The organism is Pseudomonas sp. 7P_10.2_Bac1 (assembly GCF_025465935.1).
Classification (GTDB): domain Bacteria; phylum Pseudomonadota; class Gammaproteobacteria; order Pseudomonadales; family Pseudomonadaceae; genus Aquipseudomonas.
This window is the reverse complement of record NZ_JANLNV010000058.1, coordinates 260,119-283,239: the sequence shown is the minus strand read 5'-3', so window position 1 is coordinate 283,239 and position 23,121 is coordinate 260,119. Positions and strand designations below refer to the sequence as shown.

Sequence of the window (23,121 nt, the reverse complement as noted above, 5' to 3'; positions counted from 1 at the left end):
CGAGGCAACCTCGCTCCTGCGGATTTAGTCGTTACCCGTGATTATTTGGGGTAGAGCGGCGGCAGGCTGCTGGACTCGCTGGCAGTGTCTTGCTCACGCTCGGCGGCCGGAATGCTGCGAATCGCTTTCCACAGCTCTTCACCTTGCCAGTAATGGCCGGTTTCGCTGTACAGCGCGCCATTGAGGCCGTCCAGTGCATCGGACAACAGTACAAAACGTGCCGCCATTTGGGCCAGGGTTTCAGGTTGTTGCCGTGCCCAGGCATCCAGCGCCTGGCGCGTCGCCTGCGGGTCGTTGGCCAAACAGGCGCGCTTGATGTCGTCAAGCAGCGTCCGCGGGCTCGGGCCGGTCTGCGTCGCACGCAGAATTGCCGGTTGCCAGCGCGCGCGCCACCACAGGGCAAAGCCAATCAGCGTGGTGAGGGCCAGCAGGAAGGTGCTGAGTTGCCACAGCCACAGCGTCGAGTCATCGGCCGGTGCAATGGGTTCAGCGCTACTCGGGGTGTCTGCTGCCAGTGTAGTGCTAGGCGCCACCTGCAAGGTGCGGGCAGGCAGGTAGCTGCGCTCCAGGCGGTCTTCGTGAGTGTTCCACCACACCACTTCAACGGCGGGCAGTTCGAGTTGGCCCACACGGGTCGGCACCAGCGCTTCACGCTCTTCGCGGCTGCCAAGCATGCCGTTGTCGGTGACCTGGTTGCTCAGTTGCGGCAAATCCGGATAGCGTCGCAGGCCGCTCACATCGGTGGCAGGCAGCGGCGGTAACTGGGCGCTGGACAGGCCCTCGGCCTTGAGGGTCAAGGTACGGGTGAGCGAGTCGCCCACCTTGGTGTGATCCGGCTCGGGGTTCCAGCTTTCGCTAAGGCTCAGGCTTCGCGCCGGCAACCAGGGGGCCGTAGCGGGGTAGTCTTCCGGTTTGGGCTTGACCTGTAATGGAATCGGGGATGATGTCACGTGCACCATTTTTCCGGGCTTTGGGCTCCCGGGAGCCGGTGAATCGGCCGGTTGGCTGTCGACCTGGGTGGCGCTAAAGGTCAGCTCGGGTATCTGCAACTCGCCGCTGTGTTGTGGGTAGATGCCGTAGCGCACTTCGATCACGCCATGGCGCACGCCATTGATCAGCTTTTCGTAGGTACGCGAATCGCCTAGCTGTTCGACGATGGCATCCTGCAGGTGCAGCGGGGTCAGGTTGCTGTCGTCATACAGCGCCACCGAATGGTAAACCCGCAAAGTCAGGATCGCCTGGGCCTGTACGTAAACGCTTGGCTGGTCGAGGCTGGCTTCAATGAACACGGGGGCCAGCTCGGTTTGGCTGGCGCTGCTTTGCGTCACCGTGAGGTTGATCGGCAGGCTGTGGTAGTCGCCCACTTGCAGGGCTGGAATGGTCACCGTGCCGGTTTGCTTGGGTTGCAGGGTGATAATCCACCGAGTGGTGGCCTTGTTGTCATCATTGAGCGTGGTCAGTTGGTTGACCTGACGCGTGCCGCGCACCTCGAACAATGTGTCCAGAGGCGTAAGGTCGGGCTTGCCGAATAACGTGGCGTCGTTGGTCTCCAGCGTCAACTCGACGGTTTCACCGGAGTTGAGCTGATCGCGATCGACACTGGCGACCAGCCCCGATGCGTGGGCAGGCAAGGTCCAGCAACAGAGCAAAAATAGCAAAACGCAAAAGCGATTCATTGAGGCGTGTCCTGATGTTGCTGCTGTTCGTACCAAAATTTTCGTCGCAGGAGTTCGCTGGGGTTATCGGGAATCTGTCTGAGCCATTGCTCCAGGGCCTGATGCTGTTCGTCATCCAGTACATCGCTTGAGGGCGGCGCAGGTGGCTGGGTGGTCGATTCGTCGTCTGGCCCGCTGTCAGGCTGGGTAGCGGCGGCAGGCGGCGGCTCGAGTGAATCGTCGGAGTTTGCATGGGCGGCCGGATCGGTGGCGGTGCTGCTCTCTTCATGCGGACCGTTTTCACCTGTGGTCGTGGCGCTACTGCTGCTGACTGAGGGCTCGGCTTGATCAGGCTCCGTGGTTTTTTCCGGCGCCTTGTCCGGCGGCGGGATGTTTTGTTCACGTTTTTGTTCAAGCAACTGCACGACCAGAGCTTTGTTCTGTGTTGCCACTTGCAGGTCCGGCTGCAACTCCAGTGCTTGCTCATAGGCGTCAATCGCCGCTTCGAGTTCGCCACTCATTGCCAGGGCGTTGCCGCGGTTGTAGTGCGCGCTGGCCGTGTTGACCTCGGCAAAGCGCTGGGCTGCGGCGTTGTACTCACCGGCCTGGTACAGCGCCAAACCTTGCCACAGTGGGTCTCTAAAGTGTTCGACGGCTTGTAACGGTTTTTTCTGCTCAAGCAGACGCTGGCCCTGTTGATCGGGGCGTAACCACAGATCGGTGAAGCCCAGGGCATAGCTGGGTTGGGGCAGCATCAATAACAGGGGCAGGCAGAACAGCCAGCCACGACGCCCCGCACAGGCGGCCAAAAGCAGCAGTGGCAGCAGTAGCCAGTACCCTTGATCAGACCAGGTGTCCAGGCGCAGGGTCTGGCCATCATCGCGCAAGTGTTGCGGGCCATCGAGCAGGCCCAGGCTGCGCAGGTCGTTATCATCCAGTTGCGCTTGCCGATAACTGCCGCCGACCTCTTGGGCAAAAGCACGCAGGCTCGGGCTGTCCAGGCGCGGCAGAAGGATAGCGCCCTGAGCATCCTTGAGAAACTCGCCGTTTTCTTCGACCACTGGCGAACCTTCGCTGGTACCGACACCGAGTATCAGCAAGGGCGGCGTATGGCCGTCCAGTTCACGCTCAATACCGGCGCGCTCCTGCTCGCTGAGTGAGGAGGCGACCAGTAGCAGGCGACCTTCACCCAGCGCTCCTTGATCCAGCAGTTTCAAGGCTTTGTTGACGGCCAGGTCAGCGCGATTGCCGGGTTGCGGCATGATTGAGGGTTTGACAGCCTCAAGCAGGTTGCGGCTGGTGGCCATGTCATCAGACAGCGGCACCAGCGTATGGGCGCTGCCGGCGTACACAATGATCGCGGTCTGCGCATCGCTGCGGTTTTGCAGCAGGTCGTAGAGTTTTCGCCGTGCTTGCTCCAGCCGGCTGGGCTGGCTGTCGGTGGCAAGCATTTCGGGCGTCAACTCCAGCATGACCACCAGCGGGTCGGCAGGTTTTTGCGCCGATTGCTCAACGCGCTCCCAACTGGGGCCGAGCAGGGCGAAGAGGGCCAGCAACCACGCCAGGCCGAGGGCGATCCAGGGCAGTTTGCTATCGCGGCCATTGCCGCCACTGAGCAGCACACGATGAAAGGCTTCGGGCAGGATCATCTGCCAGCGGCCCGCACGTTTTTGCCGGTGCCAGAGTTTCCAGAGCAGCCAGCCAAGCAATGGCAAGGTCAACAGCCATTCTGGGCGAAACCAATGGGGCCAGAGCGCGCTCATCGGCGTCTCCGCAGGCGCAGGCGTTTGAGTCGCGAGCGCCATTCAGGGCTTTGTGGCAGAAAGTGTTCCTTGCGCAATATGCGTTGCAGCGGATGGTTGGGCCACAGTTCACGGATCACCAACAGCACGCTCAATAACAAGGCGCCCGCCAATGGCCAGCTGTAGAGCGCTTGCGCCGGGCGAGCTTGAGTGGGCTGCTGGGCCACGGGCTCGAGTTGGTCGATGGTGTCTTTGATGGCGGACAGTTCGTTACCGTCGCGGGCACGGAAGTACCGTCCACCGGTGATTCTGGCGATTTCTTGCATGGCCGGTTCGTCCAGGTCAACCCCCGGATTAATACTGAACAAGCCCTTGGCGGTGTTTTCCTGTGGGTCGGCACCTACCCCGATCGGATAGATCCTCACACCTTCCTCTGCCGCCAGGCGAGCCGCCGTCAAGGGATCGATCTGGCCGCCGTTGTTCGCTCCGTCAGTAACCAGTATGAGCACACGGCTCTGTGCCGGGCGTTGACGCAAGCGTTTGAGAGCCAGACCAATGGCGTCGCCGATTGCGGTGTTTTTACCGGCGATGCCGATGCGCGCTTCATCGAGCCAGGTGCGTACGGTGTGCCGGTCAAAGGTCAGCGGCGCTTGCAGATACGCCTGGCTGCCAAACAGGATGAGCCCCACACGGTCGCCTTCGCGGTGTTCGAGAAAGTCGCCCAGAAGTTTTTTCACCGAGTCCAGGCGGGTGATGTCTTCGTTGTGCCAACGCATGTCGGGGTAATCCATCGAGCCTGACACATCCACTGCTACCAGCAAATCGCGGCCACTGGCCGCAATGGGCAGCGGTTCGCCAAGCCATTGCGGGCGAGCCGCAGCGCTGAGTAGCAACAACCAGAGCATCACGAATGGGATTTGTTGGCGCAAGGAAGGCAACGTAGGTCGGGCCTTGCGCCGCGCCAGCTCCTCGAGATCACCCAGAAAGCTGACTTTCAGCGCCGCTTCGCCGCTGTCGGCAGGCGGCAGTACCAGGCGCATCACCCAGGGCAAAGGCAATAAGGCGAACAGCCAGGGCCAGGCGAACTCAAACATGTTTGCGAATCCAGGTTTCAACCGCTTGATTAAGCCCGGCGATGGCCTTGTCATCGAGCTTGCATTCGGGTTTATAGGCGCCTTCAACCAGCACCATCCAGCGAGTCAGGCCCGCGGCCGGGCAACGGTTGTCGAGGAAGGCGAGCCATTTGCGACCATTGAGTGTGTGGCTCTGGCTGTACGGGTAATGGCTGCGGCATAAGCGCTTGAGCAAGCCGTTAAGTTGTTGTAGCCAGGCCCCGGCCGGGGCGCCGTCGTAAGGTTTGGTGAAGCGTGCGAGCTCTTCAAGGGCGGCCATGCGCACCGGGTCCAAAGGCTGCTCGCTGGTTATCAGCTCGCGTTTGGCTGGCAGGTAGCGGCGCAACCACCACAATCCCCAACCCAGCAGCGCAACCAGCACCAACAGCAGCCACCAGCCTGGCGCAGGCGGCCACAGGCCAATCGCGGGTGGGGTGATCAGCGGTTGCAGGTGTTCTAACTCATTCATAACGGTTTGCCAGGGCGTTTGGCGTTGAGGAACTCACGCAGCTGTTCGATCATTTCGCTTTGTGTGCTGAGGGGCATCAGTAACACCCGCAGCTTTTGCGCGAGCAGTTCCCAGCGGGCGATACGCGCCTCGGCCTGCGCGCGATAGGCCTGACGCAAGTCATAGTTGAGAGTGTCCAGCTCCAACTGAGCGCCGCGTTCGGCAAAACGCAACTGCCCTGCAGCAGGCAATGCATGATCCAGAGGGTCGGACACCGGCAGCAGAATCAAGTCGCAATGGCGTGACAACAGGCTCAATTGCTGCTCAGCGGCGTCGGTCAGTGCACGTTCATCGCAAATCACCACCACCAGGCTGCCGGGACGCAGCACTTCTCGAGCACGGATCAACGCCATGCCCAGCGCATCGCGGTCAGACTGCCCCTCGGTGTGCAGCGACTGATTGACCCGCACCAGACGATTGAGCAACTGCAAGAGGCTTTGTTTGCTGCGTCGCGGCTTGATTTCGTAGTGCTCGTGGTCGCCGTACACCAAGCCGCCGACACGGTCGTTATGGCCCAGCGCTGCCCAGCCAATCAGGCTCGCGGCCTGGGCAGCGAGTACTGACTTGAACATGAGCCCCGAACCGAAGAACAGCCGGCGGCTTTGTTCGGCAAGAATGAAGATCGGCCGTTCGCGCTCTTCATGGAACATCTTGGTGTGCGGTTCCTGGGTGCGAGCGGTGACGCGCCAGTCTATGGTGCGCACATCGTCGCCGGCCTGGTAGATGCGCACCTGGTCGAAGTCGACCCCACGCCCGCGCAGTTTGGAGTGATGCAGGCCGACCAACGGGCTGCGGTGGCCCGGGGTCGAAAACAGTTGCACTTCACGCACGCGGTGCCGCATCTCGATAAGTTCGGCAAGGGTCACGCGAATGCCGGGTTCGGCGGGCAGGGGGGTGTTCATCGTCAGGCAACAGCAACAACGTCAAGGATGCGTTGGACCACGCGATCTTGGTCGATGCCAGCCGCCTCGGCTTCAAAGGACAAAATTATCCGGTGGCGCAGCACGTCGAACAGCACCGCCTGGATGTCTTCGGGGCTGACGAAGTCGCGACCGGCGAGCCAGGCGTGGGCCCGCGCGCAGCGGTCCAGGGCAATCGAGCCGCGGGGGCTGGCGCCGTAGGCAATCCATTCGGCCATTTCGGCGTCGAATTTGCCCGGCGTGCGGGTCGCCATCACCAACTGCACCAGGTATTCCTCAACCGCATCGGCCATGTACAGGCCCAGGATTTCCTTGCGCGCTGCGAAGATCGCCTGCTGACTGACCCGCCGCTCGGGTTTGGTTTCGCCGTTGAGGGCTTCGCCACGGGCCTGTTGCAGAATTCGCCGTTCAACGGCGGCATCCGGGAAGCCGATCTTGACGTGCATCAGAAAACGGTCGAGCTGGGCTTCTGGCAGCGGGTAGGTGCCTTCCTGCTCGATGGGGTTTTGCGTGGCCATGACCAGAAACAGCGGGGACAGGTCATACGTGCTGCGCCCGACGCTGACCTGACGTTCGGCCATGGCCTCGAGCAGAGCAGACTGTACCTTGGCGGGAGCCCGGTTGATTTCGTCGGCCAGCACCAGGTTGTGGAAGATCGGCCCTTGCTGGAACACAAAGCTGCCGGTTTCTGGACGATAGATCTCAGTGCCAGTGATGTCGGCAGGCAACAGGTCGGGGGTGAACTGAATACGATGGAACTGTGCCTCGATACCTTCGGCCAGCTCTTTGATGGCTTTGGTCTTGGCGAGGCCGGGCGCGCCTTCGACCAGCATATGGCCGTCAGCCAGCAACGCGATCAACAAACGGTCAATGAGCTTTTCTTGACCGAGAATCTGCGTTGAAAGAAAGGTTCGCAGCGCCAGTAGCGCTTCACGATGTTCCATCGATGACTGTTCCTGAATAGGACTGCAACGGCGTATGAATTACGCCATTGCCGGGGGCGTTACTTTAATCCATTGCGAGGGTTTGGGACTAATCGCAGGCGGGCTTTTTGTGGAAAAAGCCCAAAACAGCCGGGTTGTTGAGAATGGTGCTCATCTGTATAGGGTTTGTAGTCGTAGACGAGGCTACGACTTCAGGGGTTGGCGGTTTAATTGGCAAAATGCTCGGCCAGCAGCGCCGCAAACGCATCCCGTGCAGCGTGCACACCGGTGTCGCTGTGCCAGAAAAACGAGTTGGGCATGGGGGCCAGTTCCGGGAATCGATAGGCCGTAAGGTTTGCACAGGCGCCAAATTGTTCAAGCATTCCCTCAGGTATCAGCGCTAACCCCGCGCCAGCATTGACACAACCGATGATGCTGCCCCAATTGGCGTAATCGATTTTGATCACTTCGAGCGTGTTTTCGGTGACCCAGTTTTCCAATGCTGCCCGGTAGGGGCAACCCGGCGGCCACATAAACACGGTGTGCTGGTGTACATCGGTCAATTGCGTGAGTGGTGCGATTTTCGGGCTCGCAATCAACACTAACTGTTCACTGTAAAGCATTGTTTTTGAAAGTTTTGGTGAGGTTATGGCGCCGGCTACCATTGCCCCGTCGAGGCGATGGTGTTTAACGTCCTCGAGTAATTGCCGCGACTTGCCAGTGACCAGCTCCAAAGTGACCTGCGGATACCGTTGATGGTATTCAGCCAGCAACGGCGGCAGTCGACCGGTGGCACACGATTCGATGGCGCCGATACGCAGCTTGCCGCTGGGCACGGCGTGTGGGGTGACGGCGCGCTTGGCCTGATCGACCAGCGCCAGGATCTGCTCGCTGTAGCCCAAAAAAACCTGTCCGGCCGCACTGATGCGCAAGCCGCGACCGGCGCGGGTAAACAGCGCGGTGCCCAGCTCGCTTTCCAACTGTTTGATACGTGTGGTGATGTTCGACGGCACGCAGTGCAACTGTTCGGCGGCCAGCGCAATACTGCCGCACTCTGCCACGGCCTTGACCATGCGCAACTGGCTGAGCTCCATTGTTCACTCCTGATGAATTCTGGGCTCTTTATATCTCACTTGTGGCCCTGCGTGAGCGCGATAAACACTGATGACCTCTTTAATGGTTCGGGATTGTTTACGTGTCGCTACCTCTCAAACTTGTCGCGGCCATGGCGGCCGTCGTGTTGTGTTGGGCTTACTCACCGATTGGCATCCATATCGGTCTTGAAAACTATTCACCGGGGCATTTGGCTTTGCTGCGCTTTTTGATTGCTTCGGCTTTTATGGCGCTGATTGCCTTGTTCAGCGGTATTGGCCTGCCGCGGGTGCGTGATGTGCCCTGGCTGATGTTGCTGGGGTTGTTCGCGGTGGCGCTGCATCACATGGCGCTGAATATGGGGCAGCGCTGGGTCAGCCCCGGTGCCTCAAGTGTGCTGGCACAGACGGCGCCCTTGTTCAGTACCTTTATTGCGGCGGTGTGCCTGAAGGAGCGCGTCAGCGGCTGGCGCTGGTTGTGGGTGGCAGTCGGACTGGTCGGGGTCGTGGTAGTGATCTGGGGGGACAAAGGCGTTGGAGCATTTCACCCGCAGGGGCTGGTGCTGTTATTGGCAGCGTTGTCTTGGAGTATTTATTTTGTTCTGCAAAAGCACATATCTACGCGCTACACCCCGTTGACCATCGTTTGCTACATGATCTGGTGCGGCACGCTATTGCTCTGTGTCTACTGGCCCGGGCTGACGGATGAAGTGCTCAAGGCGCCGGTGCGGGTGAATGTGGCGGTGCTGATTCTCGGGTTGTTTCCCAGTGCGCTGGCCTATCTGTTGTGGGGCTTTGTGCTCAACCACACCGAGGTCAGTCGCTCGGTCAGCGTGATGTACTTGATCCCGCCGGTTGCAATGGTGTTGGCGGCAGCGGTGCTGGGCAGCGAAGTGTCAGCCGGTGTGGTGGCAGGGGCTGCGATTGTGTTGGGCAGTGTGATTGCGATGAGCCGTGAGCGCGCGTAGTCGCGGCCTCACGTCTCATCAACAACAATGGGCGAGTGTTAATCCAGGCGGTAGAAGTCGCGAGCGTTTTGCCAAAGAACCTTTTGCGCCGCTGGTTCACCCAAAGCATTAACTATGATGGCTATATCATTGTTTTCAAAGGTTCTTGGTGCGCGAGTTGACGGTAAGTCTGTGCCAAACATCAAGGCGTTGGGGTTGGCGTTGTGGATGACTTGAAGCACGTGCGCCACGTCAAAATCCACCCGGCCAAAGCCACAGGCCTTGATGCGTACGCCGTGTTCGGCAAGGCGCAACAGGCTCGGCAAGCCTTCTTGGCTCAACCCCAGGTGATCGATACTCAGCGCAGGCAAACGCAACAGGCGTTCGTAGAGCGGGGCCAGTTCGCGGGAGTCGATGTACAGTTCCGAGTGCCAGCCCACACATTCGTGAACGCGTTTGGCCAGTGTTTCAAGTTGATCGAGCTGTTCCGATCCGCCGCGCTTGAGGTTGAAGCGCAGGGCACGCACGCCGTGTTTATTCAGTTCTTCGAGTTCTTCATCGGTGACGCTGGCGGGCAGTTGGGTGACGCCCACAAAGCCTGCGCCAAGACGTTTGAGCGCTTCAATCAAGTAGGTTTGATCAAAACCCTGGAACGAACCTGAAACCACTGCACCACCAACAATACCCAGCTCCCGGGTGCGCGCCAGATAGTCATCAACGCTGAAAAAGTCTGGCAAATAGCCGTTGTTAGGTATTAGCGGATAAGCCTTGTCGATGATGTGGCAGTGGGCATCGAAGAGTTGGCGCATGGTGTTCCTACCTGTCGGGGTGTGGGCAGTTGCGGGTTAGTTCAGCTCGCTGATGTAGGTGCCGGTGCCGTCGAGTATGTTGATCAGAGTCTGTTCAATTTCGGCGAGCTCATCGGCGTCGGCGCTATGGATGATTTCAAGATGATCGGCGCCATTCAGGGCATCCGTATCTGCGGGGGGCACTTCGATCAGCAGGCGGGTGGGGCTGAGCGTGACCTTCACGCCATCGAGGGTCGCAGGTTCATCATCCAGGGTGATTTCCAGTTCGTCTTCGTCCGGATAACGGGTCATCAGAAACATTTCGCCCTTATCGCTGTGGCAGCACAACATGGCCATGTTGTCTTCTTCGTCGTCACACGGGTTGGCCATGAGCAAGGCGGTGGTCATTTGCATGTTGGGGAATTCCTGGCGCTGGGCGCATCTAATAACTGAACAAACGGCAATTTTGCCAGCCCGCGCATTTTTATGCTGGCTCAATCTTGGTGTATGGCTCATGGCCTTTTATTTTGTGTAGGTCATTTCTGATACTAGCGAGAGAAATTAAGGCATTTTCATGAAGTTTTATGAATACAGACTGCTAGGGTTGTTCCTGACCGGGCCGCAAGATTACCTCCCCATGACCGAATATGTCGCCGCACCGCAAGCAGGCCGGGCGATGCAGTCGTTAAGCTGCATTGCAGATCGTTATCCCTAAAGATCCAGCCCATGAATGGGGCGGTTTTTTACCGATAGCCATCCCGGAATGAGGATGTGACCCCAGGGTCACTGTCAGCTTCACCTCCCTGTCACGCTGTGTTCTTGAAGATTGAGCACAGTGGGGCAACTCCCCAAGCGGGAATAGCACGCGACGCTTCTCTCAATAACAAGCCCAAGCGGAGTACCACAGATGGCGTTCTTCACCGCAGCCAGCAAAGCCGACTTCCAGCATCAACTGCAATCTGCACTCGCCCAGCACGTCAGCGAACAGGCACTGCCACAAATAGCCCTGTTTGCTGAGCAATTCTTCGGCATCATTTCCCTCGATGAGCTCACCCAACGGCGTATGTCCGACCTCGCCGGTTGTACGTTATCGGCCTGGCGGCTGCTGGAACGTTTTGATTCGGCCCAGCCCCAAGTGCGGGTTTTCAACCCGGACTACGAGCGACATGGCTGGCAATCCACCCACACCGCGGTTGAAGTGTTGCATCACGACCTGCCATTTTTGGTGGACTCGGTACGCACCGAGCTGAACCGGCGTGGCTACAGCATTCATACCCTGCAAACCACTGTGCTGAGCGTGCGTCGCGGCAGCAAGGGCGAACTGCTGGAAATCCTGCCCAAAGGCACCGCCGGCGAAGGTATTTCGCAAGAATCGCTGATGTATTTGGAGATTGACCGTTGCTCCAATGCCGCTGAATTGAATGTGCTGAGCAAGGAACTGGAACAGGTTTTGGGTGAGGTGCGCATCGCCGTGGCTGACTTTGAGCCGATGAAGGCCAAGGTGCAGCAACTGCTTGCCAGCGTCGACAGCTGCCCTTACGCCGTGGATGCCGGTGAAAAAGCCGAGATCAAGAGCTTTTTGGAGTGGCTGCTGGACAACCACTTCACGTTCTTGGGCTATGAAGAGTTTGTGGTGCGTGACGAGGCCGAGGGAGGGCATATCGAATATGACCCGCAGTCGTTCCTGGGCCTGACCAAGCTGCTGCGGGTAGGCTTGAGCGCCGAAGACCTGCGCATCGAAGATTATGCAGTGAGCTACTTGAGTGAGCCGACGCTGCTGTCGTTCACCAAAGCCGCGCACCCCAGCCGTGTGCATCGCCCGGCGTACCCCGACTATGTGTCGATTCGCCAGATCGACGCCGATGGCAAGGTCATCAAGGAGTGCCGCTTCATGGGCTTGTACACCTCGTCGGTGTACGGCGAGAGCGTGCGCGTCATTCCTTTCATTCGTCGCAAAGTGGACGAGATCGAGCGTCGCTCGGGCTTTCAGCCCAAGGCTCACCTGGGCAAGGAGTTGGCGCAAGTCCTTGAAGTCCTGCCCCGTGATGACTTGTTCCAGACGCCAGTTGACGAACTGTTCAACACCGTAATGTCGATTGTGCAAATCCAGGAGCGCAACAAGATCCGCGTGTTCCTGCGTAAAGATCCGTACGGGCGTTTCTGCTACTGCCTGGCTTACGTACCGCGAGATGTGTACTCCACCGAGGTGCGCCAGAAGATCCAGCAAGTGCTGATGGAACGTCTGCAGGCATCGGATTGCGAATTCTGGACCTTCTTCTCGGAATCGGTGCTGGCACGCGTCCAGTTGATTCTGCGGGTTGATCCTAAAAACCGCATCGACATCGACCCGCTGTTGCTGGAAAAAGAAGTGGTTCAGGCGTGCCGCAGCTGGAACGACGACTACGCCAGCCTGGTGGTTGAAAGCTTCGGTGAAGCCAATGGCACCAAAGTGCTGGCGGACTTCCCGAAAGGCTTCCCGGCAGGTTACCGCGAGCGTTTCGCCGCGCATTCGGCCGTTGTCGACATGCAGCATTTGTCGAATCTCAGCGAAAAGAAACCGCTGGTGATGAGTTTTTATCAGCCGTTGGGCCAAAGCGCGGGGCAGGAGCTGCATTGCAAGCTGTACCACGCAGACACGCCGTTGGCGCTGTCTGACGTCCTGCCGATTCTGGAGAACCTCGGTTTGCGCGTACTGGGCGAGTTCCCGTACCGCCTGCGCCACGCCAATGGTCGTGAATTCTGGATCCATGACTTCGCCTTTACCGCTGGCGAAGGGTTGAACCTGGACATTCAGCAGCTCAATGACACGCTGCAGGATGCCTTCGTGCATATCGTCAAGGGCGACGCTGAAAACGATGCCTTTAACCGTCTGGTGCTGACCGCTGGCTTGCCATGGCGCGATGTGGCTTTGCTGCGTGCTTACGCTCGCTACCTCAAGCAAATCCGCCTGGGCTTCGACTTGGGTTACATCGCCAGCACCCTGAACAACCATACCGATATCGCCCGCGAGCTGACCCGGTTGTTCAAAACCCGCTTCTATCTGGCCCGCAAACTGACAGCCGATGATCTTGAAGACAAGCAGCAGCGCCTGGAACAGGCGATTCTGACCGCACTCGACGACGTTCAGGTGCTCAACGAAGACCGTATCCTGCGCCGTTATCTGGACCTGATCAAAGCCACGCTGCGCACCAACTTCTATCAGCCGGATGCCCACGGCCACAACCGTTCGTACTTCAGCTTCAAGTTCAACCCGCACTTGATTCCCGAGTTGCCCAAGCCGGTGCCGAAGTTTGAAATCTTCGTTTATTCGCCGCGGGTGGAAGGGGTGCATTTGCGTTTCGGCAACGTGGCCCGTGGTGGTTTGCGCTGGTCAGACCGTGAAGAAGATTTCCGTACAGAGGTATTAGGGCTGGTAAAAGCCCAGCAAGTGAAGAACTCGGTCATCGTGCCGGTCGGCGCCAAGGGAGGTTTTGTACCGCGTCGCCTGCCGCTGGGCGGAGGCCGGGACGAGGTCCAGGCTGAGGCGATTGCTTGCTACCGGATCTTTATTTCCGGGTTGCTGGATATCACCGACAACCTCAAGGACGGTGCGCTGGTACCGCCGGCGAACGTGGTGCGCCACGACGACGATGACCCGTATCTGGTCGTGGCTGCCGACAAAGGCACGGCCACCTTTTCGGACATTGCGAACGGCATCGCCATTGATTACGGCTTCTGGCTGGGCGATGCGTTCGCGTCCGGCGGTTCTGCCGGTTACGACCACAAGAAAATGGGTATTACCGCCCGTGGTGCCTGGGTTGGCGTGCAGCGCCACTTCAGAGAGCGCGGGATCAACGTTCAGCAAGACAGCATCAGTGTGGTCGGCGTCGGCGATATGGCCGGTGACGTGTTCGGCAATGGTTTGCTGATGTCCGACAAGCTGCAGCTGGTCGCAGCCTTCAACCATTTGCACATCTTTATTGACCCGAATCCGGATCCGGCCACCAGTTTTGCCGAGCGTCAACGTTTGTTCGATTTGCCGCGTTCGGCCTGGAGCGACTACGACACCGGCATCATGTCGGCCGGCGGCGGTATTTTCTCGCGCAGTGCGAAAAGCATTGCCATCTCGCCCGAGATGAAAGAGCGCTTTGCAATCACAGCCGACAAGCTGACCCCAACCGAGTTGCTAAATGCCTTGCTCAAGGCGCCGGTGGACTTGCTGTGGAACGGCGGTATCGGGACTTACGTCAAGGCCAGCAGCGAAAGCCACGCCGATGTGGGTGACAAGGCTAACGATGCGCTGCGCGTCAACGGTAACGAGCTGCGCTGCAAGGTGGTAGGCGAGGGCGGTAACCTGGGTATGACCCAGCTGGGTCGAGTCGAATTCGGCCTCAACGGGGGGAGCTCCAACACCGACTTTATTGATAACGCGGGCGGTGTTGACTGCTCTGACCACGAAGTGAATATCAAAATCCTGCTCAATGAAGTGGTGCAGGCTGGCGATATGACCGAGAAGCAGCGCAACCAGTTGCTCGGCAGCATGACCGACGAAGTCAGCGCACTGGTATTGGGCAACAACTATAAGCAGACACAGGCCATTTCGCTGGCCGAGCGTCGCGCTTATGAGCGCATTGCCGAATACAAGCGCCTGATGAGCGATCTGGAGGCCCGTGGCAAGCTGGACCGCGCCATTGAGTTCTTGCCCTCTGAAGAACAGTTGAATGAGCGCGTCGCTGCTGGTCATGGCCTGACGCGCCCTGAACTGTCGGTCTTGATCTCTTACAGCAAGATCGACCTCAAGGAGGCGTTGCTCAATTCCCAGGTGCCGGATGACGACTACCTGGCCCGTGATATGGAAACGGCGTTCCCGCCGATGCTAGTCAACAAGTTCGCGGCGGCCATGCGTCGTCACCGCTTGAAGCGCGAAATTGTGAGCACTCAGATCGCCAACGACTTGGTCAATCACATGGGCATTACCTTTGTGGAGCGCCTGAAAGAGTCGACCGGCATGAGTGCGGCCAACGTGGCCGGGGCTTATGTCATCGTGCGCGATATTTTCCACCTTCCGCACTGGTTCCGTCAGATCGAAGCGCTGGACTATCAGGTGCCTGCCGAGATTCAGTTGGCCCTGATGGATGAACTGATGCGTCTGGGCCGCCGTGCTACGCGCTGGTTCTTGCGCAGCCGTCGCAACGAACTGGACGCCGCCCGTGATGTTGCGCACTTTGGGCCGCATCTGGCTGCGCTGGGTCTCAAGCTCAATGAACTGCTGGAAGGTCCGACTCGCGAAGGCTGGGAAACTCGTTATCAGGCGTACGTAGATGCAGGCGTGCCGGAGTTGCTGTCACGCATGGTGGCTGGCACCACGCACTTGTACACCTTGCTGCCGATCATTGAGGCGTCTGACGTGACGGGCCAGAATGCGGCGGATGTGGCCAAGGCTTATTTCGCCGTAGGTAGCGCGCTGGACCTGACTTGGTACCTGCAACAGATCAGCAGCTTGCCGGTCGAGAACAACTGGCAGGCACTGGCTCGCGAGGCGTTCCGTGACGATATCGACTGGCAGCAACGTGCAATTACCGTGTCGGTGCTGCAGATGGCAGATGCTCCGGTCGAAATCGAGGCTCGTGTGGCCTTGTGGCTTGAGCAGAACCAGTCGATGGTTGAGCGCTGGCGGTCGATGTTGGTGGACCTGCGTGCAGCTTCGGGTAACGACTACGCGATGTATGCCGTGGCCAACCGTGAGTTGCTTGACCTGGCGTTGAGCGGTCAAACAGGCCTCTGACAGCCTGAGCTGTAAAACAAAGCCCCGGCTCAGTTGAACTGAGCCGGGGCTTTTTGGTTTTAGGGCTTGGCGGCTTGTTAGATCCCGATGTTGCCCAGGGTTATGGCTATGTTGCGCAGGCTACCGGCGAGGGAAGGGTGCTCTAATTCAAAGCGTTCAACGGCGAGGTTAACGCTGTCAGAAAGACTGGTGTCATTGGAGGCTTTCTCCAGAGCGATCTCGGCTTCAATTTGGCTGGCGAGTTCGTGCAGATGCTGACGGTCAGCTTCATTGAGCGGTGGATTTTGATCCAGTTGCTCGCGCAAGGTGACGAGTTGTTCTTGCAGTTCGCGGGCAGGCATAGCATTCATCCTTTATTGATAGGCACTGTTGTAGACCTTCGAGTAGCGCAAAAGATCTATAAGCGGGTGCCTAGATTAATCCAGTCGTGCCGGCAGTGCATGATCTGTCTCACAATTGCTGCCGGGCGACTGCGATACCAAGCCCCAAACGGATTGCTAGCGTTTGATCAGTCAGGTATCAACGCCTCTGCCTCGATTTCAATCAACCATTCGGGAAGTGATAATCCGCTGACAATAATCCAGGAAGAAGGCGGCGGGTTGTTTGGGAACCGTCTGCGTAGAGCTGCGGCAATGGGTTCTTGTTGATCGCGGGCAGATTCAACGATATAGATTCGCAACATGATGACGTGTGCCAGGTTGCCTTGCGCATGAGCAAGGATTGACTCGATATTATTCAGCGATTGTTCGGTTTGTTCGGCAATGCCTGGGCCGATGGTGTGTTCGTTGGCGTCCACGCCAACTTGGCCGGATAGCAGCAGGCGTCGGCCATCACGTACTTCGATGGCTTGGCTGAAGCCGTATTGCAGGGAGTTGAAAACAGTGGGAGGGTTGATAACTCTTCTGTTCATGGCGTCTATCTATCCCTGGTCAGTTATTTGAGCGCAGGAGTCTGCAATTTAATCCATGAGAACGCAGTCCCCGCCTTGTAACTGGGTATTTCGTGTATGCGGCTATTTTTTGGCCTGATTCTGAGGGGATTGGGGATGAACCGTTACGATCTATCGCAAGTTAATCAATACAAATGTATCGTCACGCCTGGCAGGTGAGCCCGTTGATGCGTTGCATGAGGGGGCTGCCAAAAATGCAATTGCCGTTATACTCATCGCCTGACCCCGGGGCGTAGCGCCCAAGTGATAAGTATTCTCAAGGAGTTTTGCTATGCGCTGGACCAAGCGTCTTGCTCAAATGTGCCTGTGTGCCACTGTGACCATGGCTCCGTTTGCTGCCAACGCAGCCACCGAGGATGACCCATGGGAAGGTTTCAACCGTGCCATGTTCACCTTCAACGACACGCTTGATACCTATGCCCTGAAGCCGATTGCTCAGGGGTATCAGTTCATTACGCCGCAATTCCTGCAGGACGGCATTCACAACATGTACCGAAACATCGGTGATGTGCGCAACCTGGCCAACGATTTGTTGCAAGGCAAGGCGCATGCAGCCGGTGTCGACACTTCCCGCATGCTGATGAACACCATTTTCGGCATCGGTGGTTTCTTTGATGTGGGCACCAAAATGGGTCTGCAACGCAATGATGAAGACTTCGGCCAGACCCTCGGTCGCTGGGGCCTGCCAAGTGGTCCTTATCTGGTTCTGCCGCTTCTGGGCCCAAGCACCGTGCGTGACGCAGCCGGTATTTACCCAGACTCCTTCACCAAGCCTTACCGCTACATGAACGATATTCCGGCGCGTAACATGGCGATCGGGATGGATGTGATCGATGCACGTGCCAGTCTGTTGTCTGCTGAGAAGCTGATTACCGGCGACAAGTACGTCTTCATTCGTAACGCTTACCTGCAAAACCGTGAATTCAAAATCAAGGACGGCGAGATCGAAGACGACTTTTAAGTCATTCGTGTTGCCCACAGAAAACGGCCTCAGGGCCGTTTTCTGCTTTGTGAGCCATGAAAAAAAGGCATCTTTGTGGGCGTTTAAATCAAAGTTTTAGTGGCTGTTTTCGATGTTCTTATAACCCCACGGAATTTAAGCGGGTGAACACTTAAGGCCACTATCGGCCTGAGCTTGAAACCCCCCGCAGATGGGAGTACCGTCTGCGCCTTACACGAGCACCTTTGTAGGAACGAGCACGACAATCGTTCTGGCAGCGTTGTTCAAAAGCCAATTCAGTCGTTGAGCCCGATGTGTTCGAGCTTTGACGCAAACCTAATTCTGGCGCCGTTTGCCCACATGCAAAAAACCAGTGCCACGCTGCTGATCATTGATGACGACGAAGTAGTGCGTGCCAGTCTGGCAGCCTATTTGGAAGACAGCGGCTTCAGCGTCCTGCAGGCCAGTAATGGCGTGCAAGGTCTCAAGGTGTTCGAGCAAGAGCAACCGGACTTAGTGATCTGCGATCTGCGCATGCCGCAAATGAGCGGTCTTGAGTTGATTCGCCAGGTTGCACAGCGCTCGGCGCAGACTCCGGTGATTGTCATCTCGGGGGCTGGCGTGATGAGTGATGTGGTCGAAGCGCTGCGTTTGGGCGCAGCGGACTACCTGATCAAGCCGCTCGAAGACCTGGCCGTGCTGGAGCACTCCGTGCACCGAGCCTTGGATCGTGCCCGCTTGCTGCTCGAGAACCAGCGCTACCGCGAGAAGCTGGAGTCTGCCAACCGCGAACTGGAAGCCAGCCTGCATTTATTGCAGGAAGACCAGAACGCAGGCCGGCAGGTGCAGATGAATATGTTGCCGACCAGCCCTTGGTCGCTCGACGGGTTTAATTTTGCGCACCAGATCATTCCGTCGTTGTACTTGTCGGGCGATTTCGTCGATTACTTCAAAGTCGACGAGCGGCGAGTAGCGTTTTACCTGGCTGACGTTTCCGGTCATGGTGCGTCTTCAGCTTTCGTAACCGTGCTGCTCAAATTCATGACCACGCGTCTGCTGTTTGAGTCCAAGCGCAATGGCACCTTGCCAGAGTTCAAGCCGTCCCAGGTGCTCGCGCACATCAACCGCGGCCTTATCAACTGCAAGCTGGGCAAGCATGTGACCATGGTGGGCGGTGTGATAGACCAAGAGAGCGGGCTGCTCACCTACAGCATTGGTGGGCACTTGCCTTTGCCGGTGCTCTACACGCCGGATGGCGTCTCTTATCTGGAGGGTCGAGGTTTGCCCGTTGGCTTGTTTAACGAGGCGACTTACGAAGACCAGGTGCTGAAATTGCCCGAGGCGTTCAGCCTGACGTTGCTGTCTGACGGAATTTTGGACCTTTTGCCCGAGCAGACACTCAAAGAGAAAGAAGCCGCTTTGCCTCAATTGGTGAAGTCGGCGGGTGGCAGCCTGGATGGTCTGCGCCAGGTTTTTGGATTAGCTACGCTAGGGGAGATGCCGGATGATATCGCCCTGTTGGTGTTGAGCAGGAATCTTACATGAGTACCGGTAGAATTCAGTTCGCCGAACAGGATGGCACCTTTGTCCTGAAATTTGTGGGTGAAGTGCGTCTGACACTGTGTTCGGCACTGGATGCGACAATCGAAAGGATTTTCACGGCGCGCAACTTCACCGCCATCGTGATTGATCTGACAGAAACCCGCAGTATCGACAGTACTACCTTGGGTTTGCTGGCTAAGCTGTCGATTTTGTCGCGTCAGAAAATAGGCCTGCTGCCGACCGTCGTGACCACCCATGAAGACATCACACGGTTGCTGCAGTCGATGGGTTTCGATCAGGTCTTCAACATCATCAACAGACCTATTCCTTGCCCCGAGTGCCTGACGGACTTGCCGTCGCAAGATGCGTCTGAAGAAATCGTGCGGGTCAAAGTGCTCGAAGCGCACAAAATCCTGATGGGCTTGAACGACTCCAATCGCGAAGCCTTTCACGACTTGGTGAATGCTCTCGAGCGCCATTGAATCTGGGGTAGCACACAGCAAAAAGGGGCCGTCCTTGGTTGGATCGGCCCCTTTTGCTTGCCTGTGATTTACCGGCCTTGCAGCAGCTCTGCGGCTTGATCCAGCAGTGCCAGAGGATCCTTGGCTTTATGAATGTCAGCTGAGAGCAACTGACGGAAACGTCGTGCGCCCGCAAAGCCCTGGCCCAAGCCCAGAATATGCCGGGTGACGTGATGCATCGCACCGCCCGAAGCGATATGCGCAGCAATATAAGGGCGCAGTTGCTCAAGCACTTGTGCACGGCTAATAACCGGCTTGGTGCTGCCGAACAGCTGTTGATCAACCTCGGCCAGCAGGTACGAGTTGTGATACGCCTCACGGCCCAGCATCACCCCGTCAAACACGTCTAAATGCGATCGGCAAGCTTCCAGGGTCTTGATGCCACCGTTGAGAATAATCTCCAGGTTGGGGAAATCAGTCTTCAACTGAGCAGCCACGTCGTAGCGTAACGGCGGAATATCACGGTTTTCTTTAGGCGAAAGCCCTTCCAGAATCGCGATGCGCGCATGCACGGTAAAGCTTGTACAACCAGCATCACGCACCGTGCCGACAAAATCGCACAACTGGTCGTAGCTATCGCGGCCATTGATCCCGATTCGGTGCTTGACCGTCACTGGAATCGACACTGCATCGCGCATCGCCTTCACACACTCGGCAACCAGCGCTGGATGGGCCATCAAACAGGCGCCAATCATATTGTTCTGCACACGATCACTTGGGCAGCCGACATTGAGATTCACCTCGTCATACCCTGCAGCCTGTGCTAGGCGTGCGCACGCCGCCAAATCAGCCGGTGTGCTACCGCCCAATTGCAATGCCAGCGGATGCTCAGTCTCGTCATGCCGCAAAAACCGCTCGGCATCCCCGTGCAGCAAAGCACCTGTGGTAACCATCTCGGTATATAACAGCGCATGTTTGGACATCAGACGCAGAAAGAAGCGGCAATGACGATCAGTCCAGTCCATCATGGGCGCAACGCTAAAGCGGCGGGACAGCGCAGGGCTTGATTCTGCTGGGCTATAGCTCTGTTTATCTAGCATTTTATTCAACGTGTTCTGGGCGTGTTTTGGGGCGTTTTCAGGCGTTTTTGGGGGCTCGGTGGTACGATGTACCACCCAAAAACTGACGCGTACCACTCTCGATATGGCGACCATCAGGGCAAGAAAACTGGCAGATGGGACGGTGAGCTATACGGCTCAGATCCGCATCAAGCGCGACGGAGTGCAAGTCTACCAAGAGAGCCAGACTTTCGCCCGTAAACAGGCTGTCCAGGTATTGGCGCGTTAGCGCTAGTCGCAGTTGGGTGTTAGGGATACCACGCTTAACTTTCGATCAATTATGTTCGGGATCTCAGGTCGCACCACGGTGGCTTTGTGTTGGTATGGGAGCTCGGTTGTTTTCTGATTAGGTTCATCTCGCGCATCAACTTACTTACCTTGAATCACCCGATCAGGGGGGGGGCTATCGACAGTACGCGTAGTAGTAAGATGGGGTGACTTCAAATATCGAGCACAACATATTAACCGGCTTCTCGGAGTGAAGCTGATTGACTAACGCGGGCTCTCCTGCTCCTCGGCCATCAAGAGCGCGGTGAGCAGTATGAGCCAGCTTCGCAAGTGCTGGTATGAACTCGGCCCGCTGGCTAGGCCTAGCGATGCTGCAGATCATTGATTGTTTTGCCACGTGGAAAGCGGACGCCTAGCGTTACGGCAAGCAACTAGCTGATCTGAATTCAGAACATCAAACAGTACTTACTCGGGCCGCCAACTTCAACTCCGCGCTAATTCTGGAAGAGCAGGGCGCGCGCTTTACCCTTGAACAATGATTGATAGTCAGCGATCAAGCCGACTATAGAGTCTTGGCCGATTAAAAAACAATCAAACCTGTCTGCATGACCGCCTTGCAGCGACTGTAAACCCTCCTTTACGCCGCGAAATCAGTTGGCTGTTACCCAATGCAAGCCACTATACATGCCACCAACGTGGTTTATAGCTTCTGTAGAGCCCAACTTGCCGCTGCGCATGCTCAACGAATTATCGGCATCACCGGCGATGGTCATCAAGTACCGATCGCTCTGCATGCCCGGTAGGTCTACGCACAAGATGTATCAGTTGCTCGTTAGAGTGGCATGCATCCTGGCAAAACTCCTTCCTTCATCGTTTGTTGTTTTTCCAAACCGTGGGAACAGTGTGCGGTGGACGAGATGATGGCTACGAGATATCGTTTGGCCATCCGCTGAGCTGGCACTTAATTCATTAAGTTACTTCTCTATCTTGCCCAATACCGTTGTCAGCACACGTTCAGTTGCACATGGACAGCGCTGCAAGCTTGACCCATAGGATTCGTACATGAGTAACCACACCACCTCGGTCGATCATTTCGCTGCTCTGCGTCTTGAGATTGACCGTTTTTCTGAAGTCAGGGATTGGGAGCAATTTCATACACCAAAGAATCTCAGCATGGCCCTGAGTGTGGAAGCGTCAGAGTTGATGGAAATCTTTCAGTGGCAAGATGGCAATGAGGACTTTGCCCTGTTGGCTGATAGTAAGAAAGAAGCTGTTGCTCATGAAGTTGCCGACGTATTTATCTATTTGATGCGTTTTTGCTCTGTCACGGGCATTGATCCCCTCAAAGCGGCCGAGGAAAAGCTCAAGCTTAATGATGCCAAGTACCCTGCAGGCGTTGTGAAGGGCAAGTCTTACAAGTACTCGGAGTACTGACGGATGCGCCAGATTTTTATCTTCACCGCCGGCGACAAAAAAGCCCGTGTCCACCTGGATGATTCGATCCTAAAACCGGTTGTATTCGAACGGATGCACGAGGCTTTAGGGCAGGAGCAAACCCAATATTACCAATCACTGATACCTGATCAGCAGGGCTTCCATTGTTGGGGTGCGGTGCCAGGACCTGTTAACCAGCGCACATGGACAGCCATGCAGGCGGGAGATTTGGTACTCACGGTATACGCCAATAAATACCACTTCTTGAGCACGGTCATTGGCAAACTCCATAATAAAGCTTTGTCCAGTCGAATTTGGGGCAAGGACGAGGAGGGCAATACGTGGGAGTACATGTACCTGCTCAGCCAACCGCAAAGCATTACTACCGACGTACTGAATTCTCCCGCAGTTGATTATCTGAACAAAGGCTATCGGGGTTTTACCCGGATCTCGGATGACAAGGTTCAAACCATTGTCAAAGATTTTGGCAGCCTGGATAGCTTCGTGAAGCAGGTTTTCCAAGCCCATATTCCAGCGGGCCATATTGAACGTGAGATTGAGCAGGCTGAAAGAGAAGCCGATGCGTCAGTTGCTTTTACCCCCAAAGACATGGTCGATGGACGCAAAAAAGTCCTTCAAGAAGTTGTGCGTCGTCAAGGCCAGCCCAAGTTCCGCAAAGAATTGCTTGTCGCCTATGGCAAAACATGTGCGGTGACAGGCTGTGACGTAGAGAGCGTGTTGGAGGCTGCTCATATCGCTCCTTATCTCGGGAAGGAGTCCAATACTGTACAGAACGGGCTATTGCTGCGCGCAGATATTCACACTTTGTTTGATTTGGGCGAATTGAAGATTACGGCACAAGGACAAGTTCAGCTTCACGAAACGCTTTACGGTACCGTTTACGAGCAATACCAAGGCCAACAGATCACATTCCCAGCCAATCGGGCTTTTGCACCAAGTGTTGAGGCGCTGGCGCTTAAATTCGAGCGAGGTCTGTAG

At 57.0% G+C, this 23,121-nt stretch carries 19 protein-coding genes and 1 pseudogene; 8 read left to right on the top strand and 12 right to left on the bottom strand.

Going from position 1 to position 23,121, the window contains the following annotated elements; genetic code table 11:
• Positions 1–41: 41 nt before the first annotated feature.
• The 7 genes from NTD86_RS10975 to NTD86_RS10945 form a co-directional block, all read right to left on the bottom strand.
• The gene (locus NTD86_RS10975; RefSeq protein WP_262202236.1) at positions 42–1,676 is read right to left on the bottom strand and encodes a BatD family protein; all 1,635 of its coding nucleotides are present in this window, start codon (positions 1,674–1,676) and stop codon (positions 42–44) included.
• Positions 1,673–3,418 carry a tetratricopeptide repeat protein gene (locus tag NTD86_RS10970; RefSeq protein ID WP_262202235.1) on the bottom strand — a complete coding sequence of 582 codons (1,746 nt, stop codon included), beginning with the start codon at positions 3,416–3,418 and terminating at the stop codon, positions 1,673–1,675. Before NTD86_RS10970 ends, NTD86_RS10975 begins: the two co-directional genes overlap by 4 nt.
• Positions 3,415–4,491, bottom strand: a complete 1,077-nt coding sequence (locus NTD86_RS10965) for a vWA domain-containing protein (RefSeq protein ID WP_262202234.1) — start codon at positions 4,489–4,491, stop codon at positions 3,415–3,417. The genes NTD86_RS10970 and NTD86_RS10965 overlap by 4 nt, the downstream gene beginning before the upstream one ends.
• Entirely contained in the window at positions 4,484–4,978 is a 495-nt protein-coding gene (locus tag NTD86_RS10960) for a DUF4381 domain-containing protein (protein ID WP_262202233.1), read from the bottom strand. The genes NTD86_RS10965 and NTD86_RS10960 overlap by 8 nt, the downstream gene beginning before the upstream one ends.
• Positions 4,975–5,919, bottom strand: a complete 945-nt coding sequence (locus NTD86_RS10955) for a DUF58 domain-containing protein (RefSeq protein WP_262202232.1) — start codon at positions 5,917–5,919, stop codon at positions 4,975–4,977. The genes NTD86_RS10960 and NTD86_RS10955 overlap by 4 nt, the downstream gene beginning before the upstream one ends.
• 2 nt (positions 5,920–5,921) lie before the next feature.
• On the bottom strand, positions 5,922–6,881 hold the full coding sequence (locus NTD86_RS10950; RefSeq protein WP_055104651.1) for an AAA family ATPase: 960 nt from the start codon (positions 6,879–6,881) through the stop codon (positions 5,922–5,924).
• 206 nt (positions 6,882–7,087) lie between these two features.
• Positions 7,088–7,954, bottom strand: coding sequence for a LysR family transcriptional regulator (locus NTD86_RS10945; protein ID WP_262202231.1), 867 nt, complete (start codon positions 7,952–7,954; stop codon positions 7,088–7,090).
• A gap of 131 nt (positions 7,955–8,085) precedes the next feature.
• Between NTD86_RS10945 and NTD86_RS10940 the strand changes: the two genes are divergently transcribed.
• Positions 8,086–8,919, top strand: coding sequence for a DMT family transporter (locus tag NTD86_RS10940; protein WP_262202288.1), 834 nt, complete (start codon positions 8,086–8,088; stop codon positions 8,917–8,919).
• Positions 8,920–8,957: 38 nt separating this feature from the next.
• On the opposite strand, the gene NTD86_RS10935 is transcribed toward NTD86_RS10940, so the two are convergent.
• Together NTD86_RS10935 and NTD86_RS10930 are read right to left on the bottom strand one after the other, a co-directional pair.
• A complete protein-coding gene (locus NTD86_RS10935) occupies positions 8,958–9,707 on the bottom strand; it encodes an amidohydrolase family protein (RefSeq protein WP_262202230.1) in 750 nt (249 codons plus the stop codon).
• Between the two features lie 36 nt (positions 9,708–9,743).
• Positions 9,744–10,100, bottom strand: coding sequence for a hypothetical protein (locus NTD86_RS10930; protein WP_262202229.1), 357 nt, complete (start codon positions 10,098–10,100; stop codon positions 9,744–9,746).
• 493 nt (positions 10,101–10,593) lie between these two features.
• On the opposite strand from NTD86_RS10930, the gene NTD86_RS10925 reads away from it, so the two are divergent.
• On the top strand, positions 10,594–15,450 hold the full coding sequence (locus tag NTD86_RS10925) for an NAD-glutamate dehydrogenase (RefSeq protein WP_262202227.1): 4,857 nt from the start codon (positions 10,594–10,596) through the stop codon (positions 15,448–15,450).
• A 77-nt stretch (positions 15,451–15,527) separates the two neighbouring features.
• Here the strand turns inward: NTD86_RS10925 and NTD86_RS10920 are convergent, their stop codons facing one another.
• On the bottom strand, positions 15,528–15,791 hold the full coding sequence (locus tag NTD86_RS10920; RefSeq protein ID WP_262202226.1) for a DUF4404 family protein: 264 nt from the start codon (positions 15,789–15,791) through the stop codon (positions 15,528–15,530).
• Positions 15,792–15,958: 167 nt separating this feature from the next.
• Positions 15,959–16,360, bottom strand: coding sequence for a RidA family protein (locus NTD86_RS10915; RefSeq protein ID WP_262202225.1), 402 nt, complete (start codon positions 16,358–16,360; stop codon positions 15,959–15,961).
• Positions 16,361–16,670: 310 nt separating this feature from the next.
• On the opposite strand from NTD86_RS10915, the gene NTD86_RS10910 reads away from it, so the two are divergent.
• From NTD86_RS10910 to rssC, 3 genes are all read left to right on the top strand, one after another.
• Entirely contained in the window at positions 16,671–17,360 is a 690-nt protein-coding gene (locus NTD86_RS10910) for a VacJ family lipoprotein (RefSeq protein ID WP_262202223.1), read from the top strand.
• 339 nt (positions 17,361–17,699) lie between these two features.
• Entirely contained in the window at positions 17,700–18,884 is a 1,185-nt protein-coding gene (rssB, locus tag NTD86_RS10905) for a two-component system response regulator RssB (RefSeq protein WP_262202222.1), read from the top strand.
• Positions 18,881–19,363, top strand: a complete 483-nt coding sequence (gene rssC, locus NTD86_RS10900) for an anti-sigma factor antagonist RssC (RefSeq protein WP_262202221.1) — start codon at positions 18,881–18,883, stop codon at positions 19,361–19,363. The genes rssB and rssC overlap by 4 nt, the downstream gene beginning before the upstream one ends.
• A 68-nt stretch (positions 19,364–19,431) precedes the next feature.
• On the opposite strand, the gene dusA is transcribed toward rssC, so the two are convergent.
• Positions 19,432–20,442: a tRNA dihydrouridine(20/20a) synthase DusA gene (gene dusA / locus NTD86_RS10895; RefSeq protein WP_262202220.1), complete on the bottom strand. Its 1,011-nt coding sequence runs from the start codon at positions 20,440–20,442 to the stop codon at positions 19,432–19,434.
• 103 nt (positions 20,443–20,545) lie between these two features.
• Here dusA and NTD86_RS10890 point away from each other — a divergent pair.
• From NTD86_RS10890 to NTD86_RS10880, 3 genes and pseudogenes are all read left to right on the top strand, one after another.
• Positions 20,546–20,686 (top strand): annotated as a pseudogene (locus NTD86_RS10890) (site-specific integrase); the annotation flags it as partial.
• A 1,064-nt stretch (positions 20,687–21,750) separates the two neighbouring features.
• Complete coding sequence (locus NTD86_RS10885; protein ID WP_262202218.1) at positions 21,751–22,122, top strand: nucleotide pyrophosphohydrolase; 372 nt, start codon at positions 21,751–21,753, stop codon at positions 22,120–22,122.
• Between the two features lie 3 nt (positions 22,123–22,125).
• Positions 22,126–23,121 carry an HNH endonuclease gene (locus tag NTD86_RS10880; RefSeq protein WP_262202217.1) on the top strand — a complete coding sequence of 332 codons (996 nt, stop codon included), beginning with the start codon at positions 22,126–22,128 and terminating at the stop codon, positions 23,119–23,121.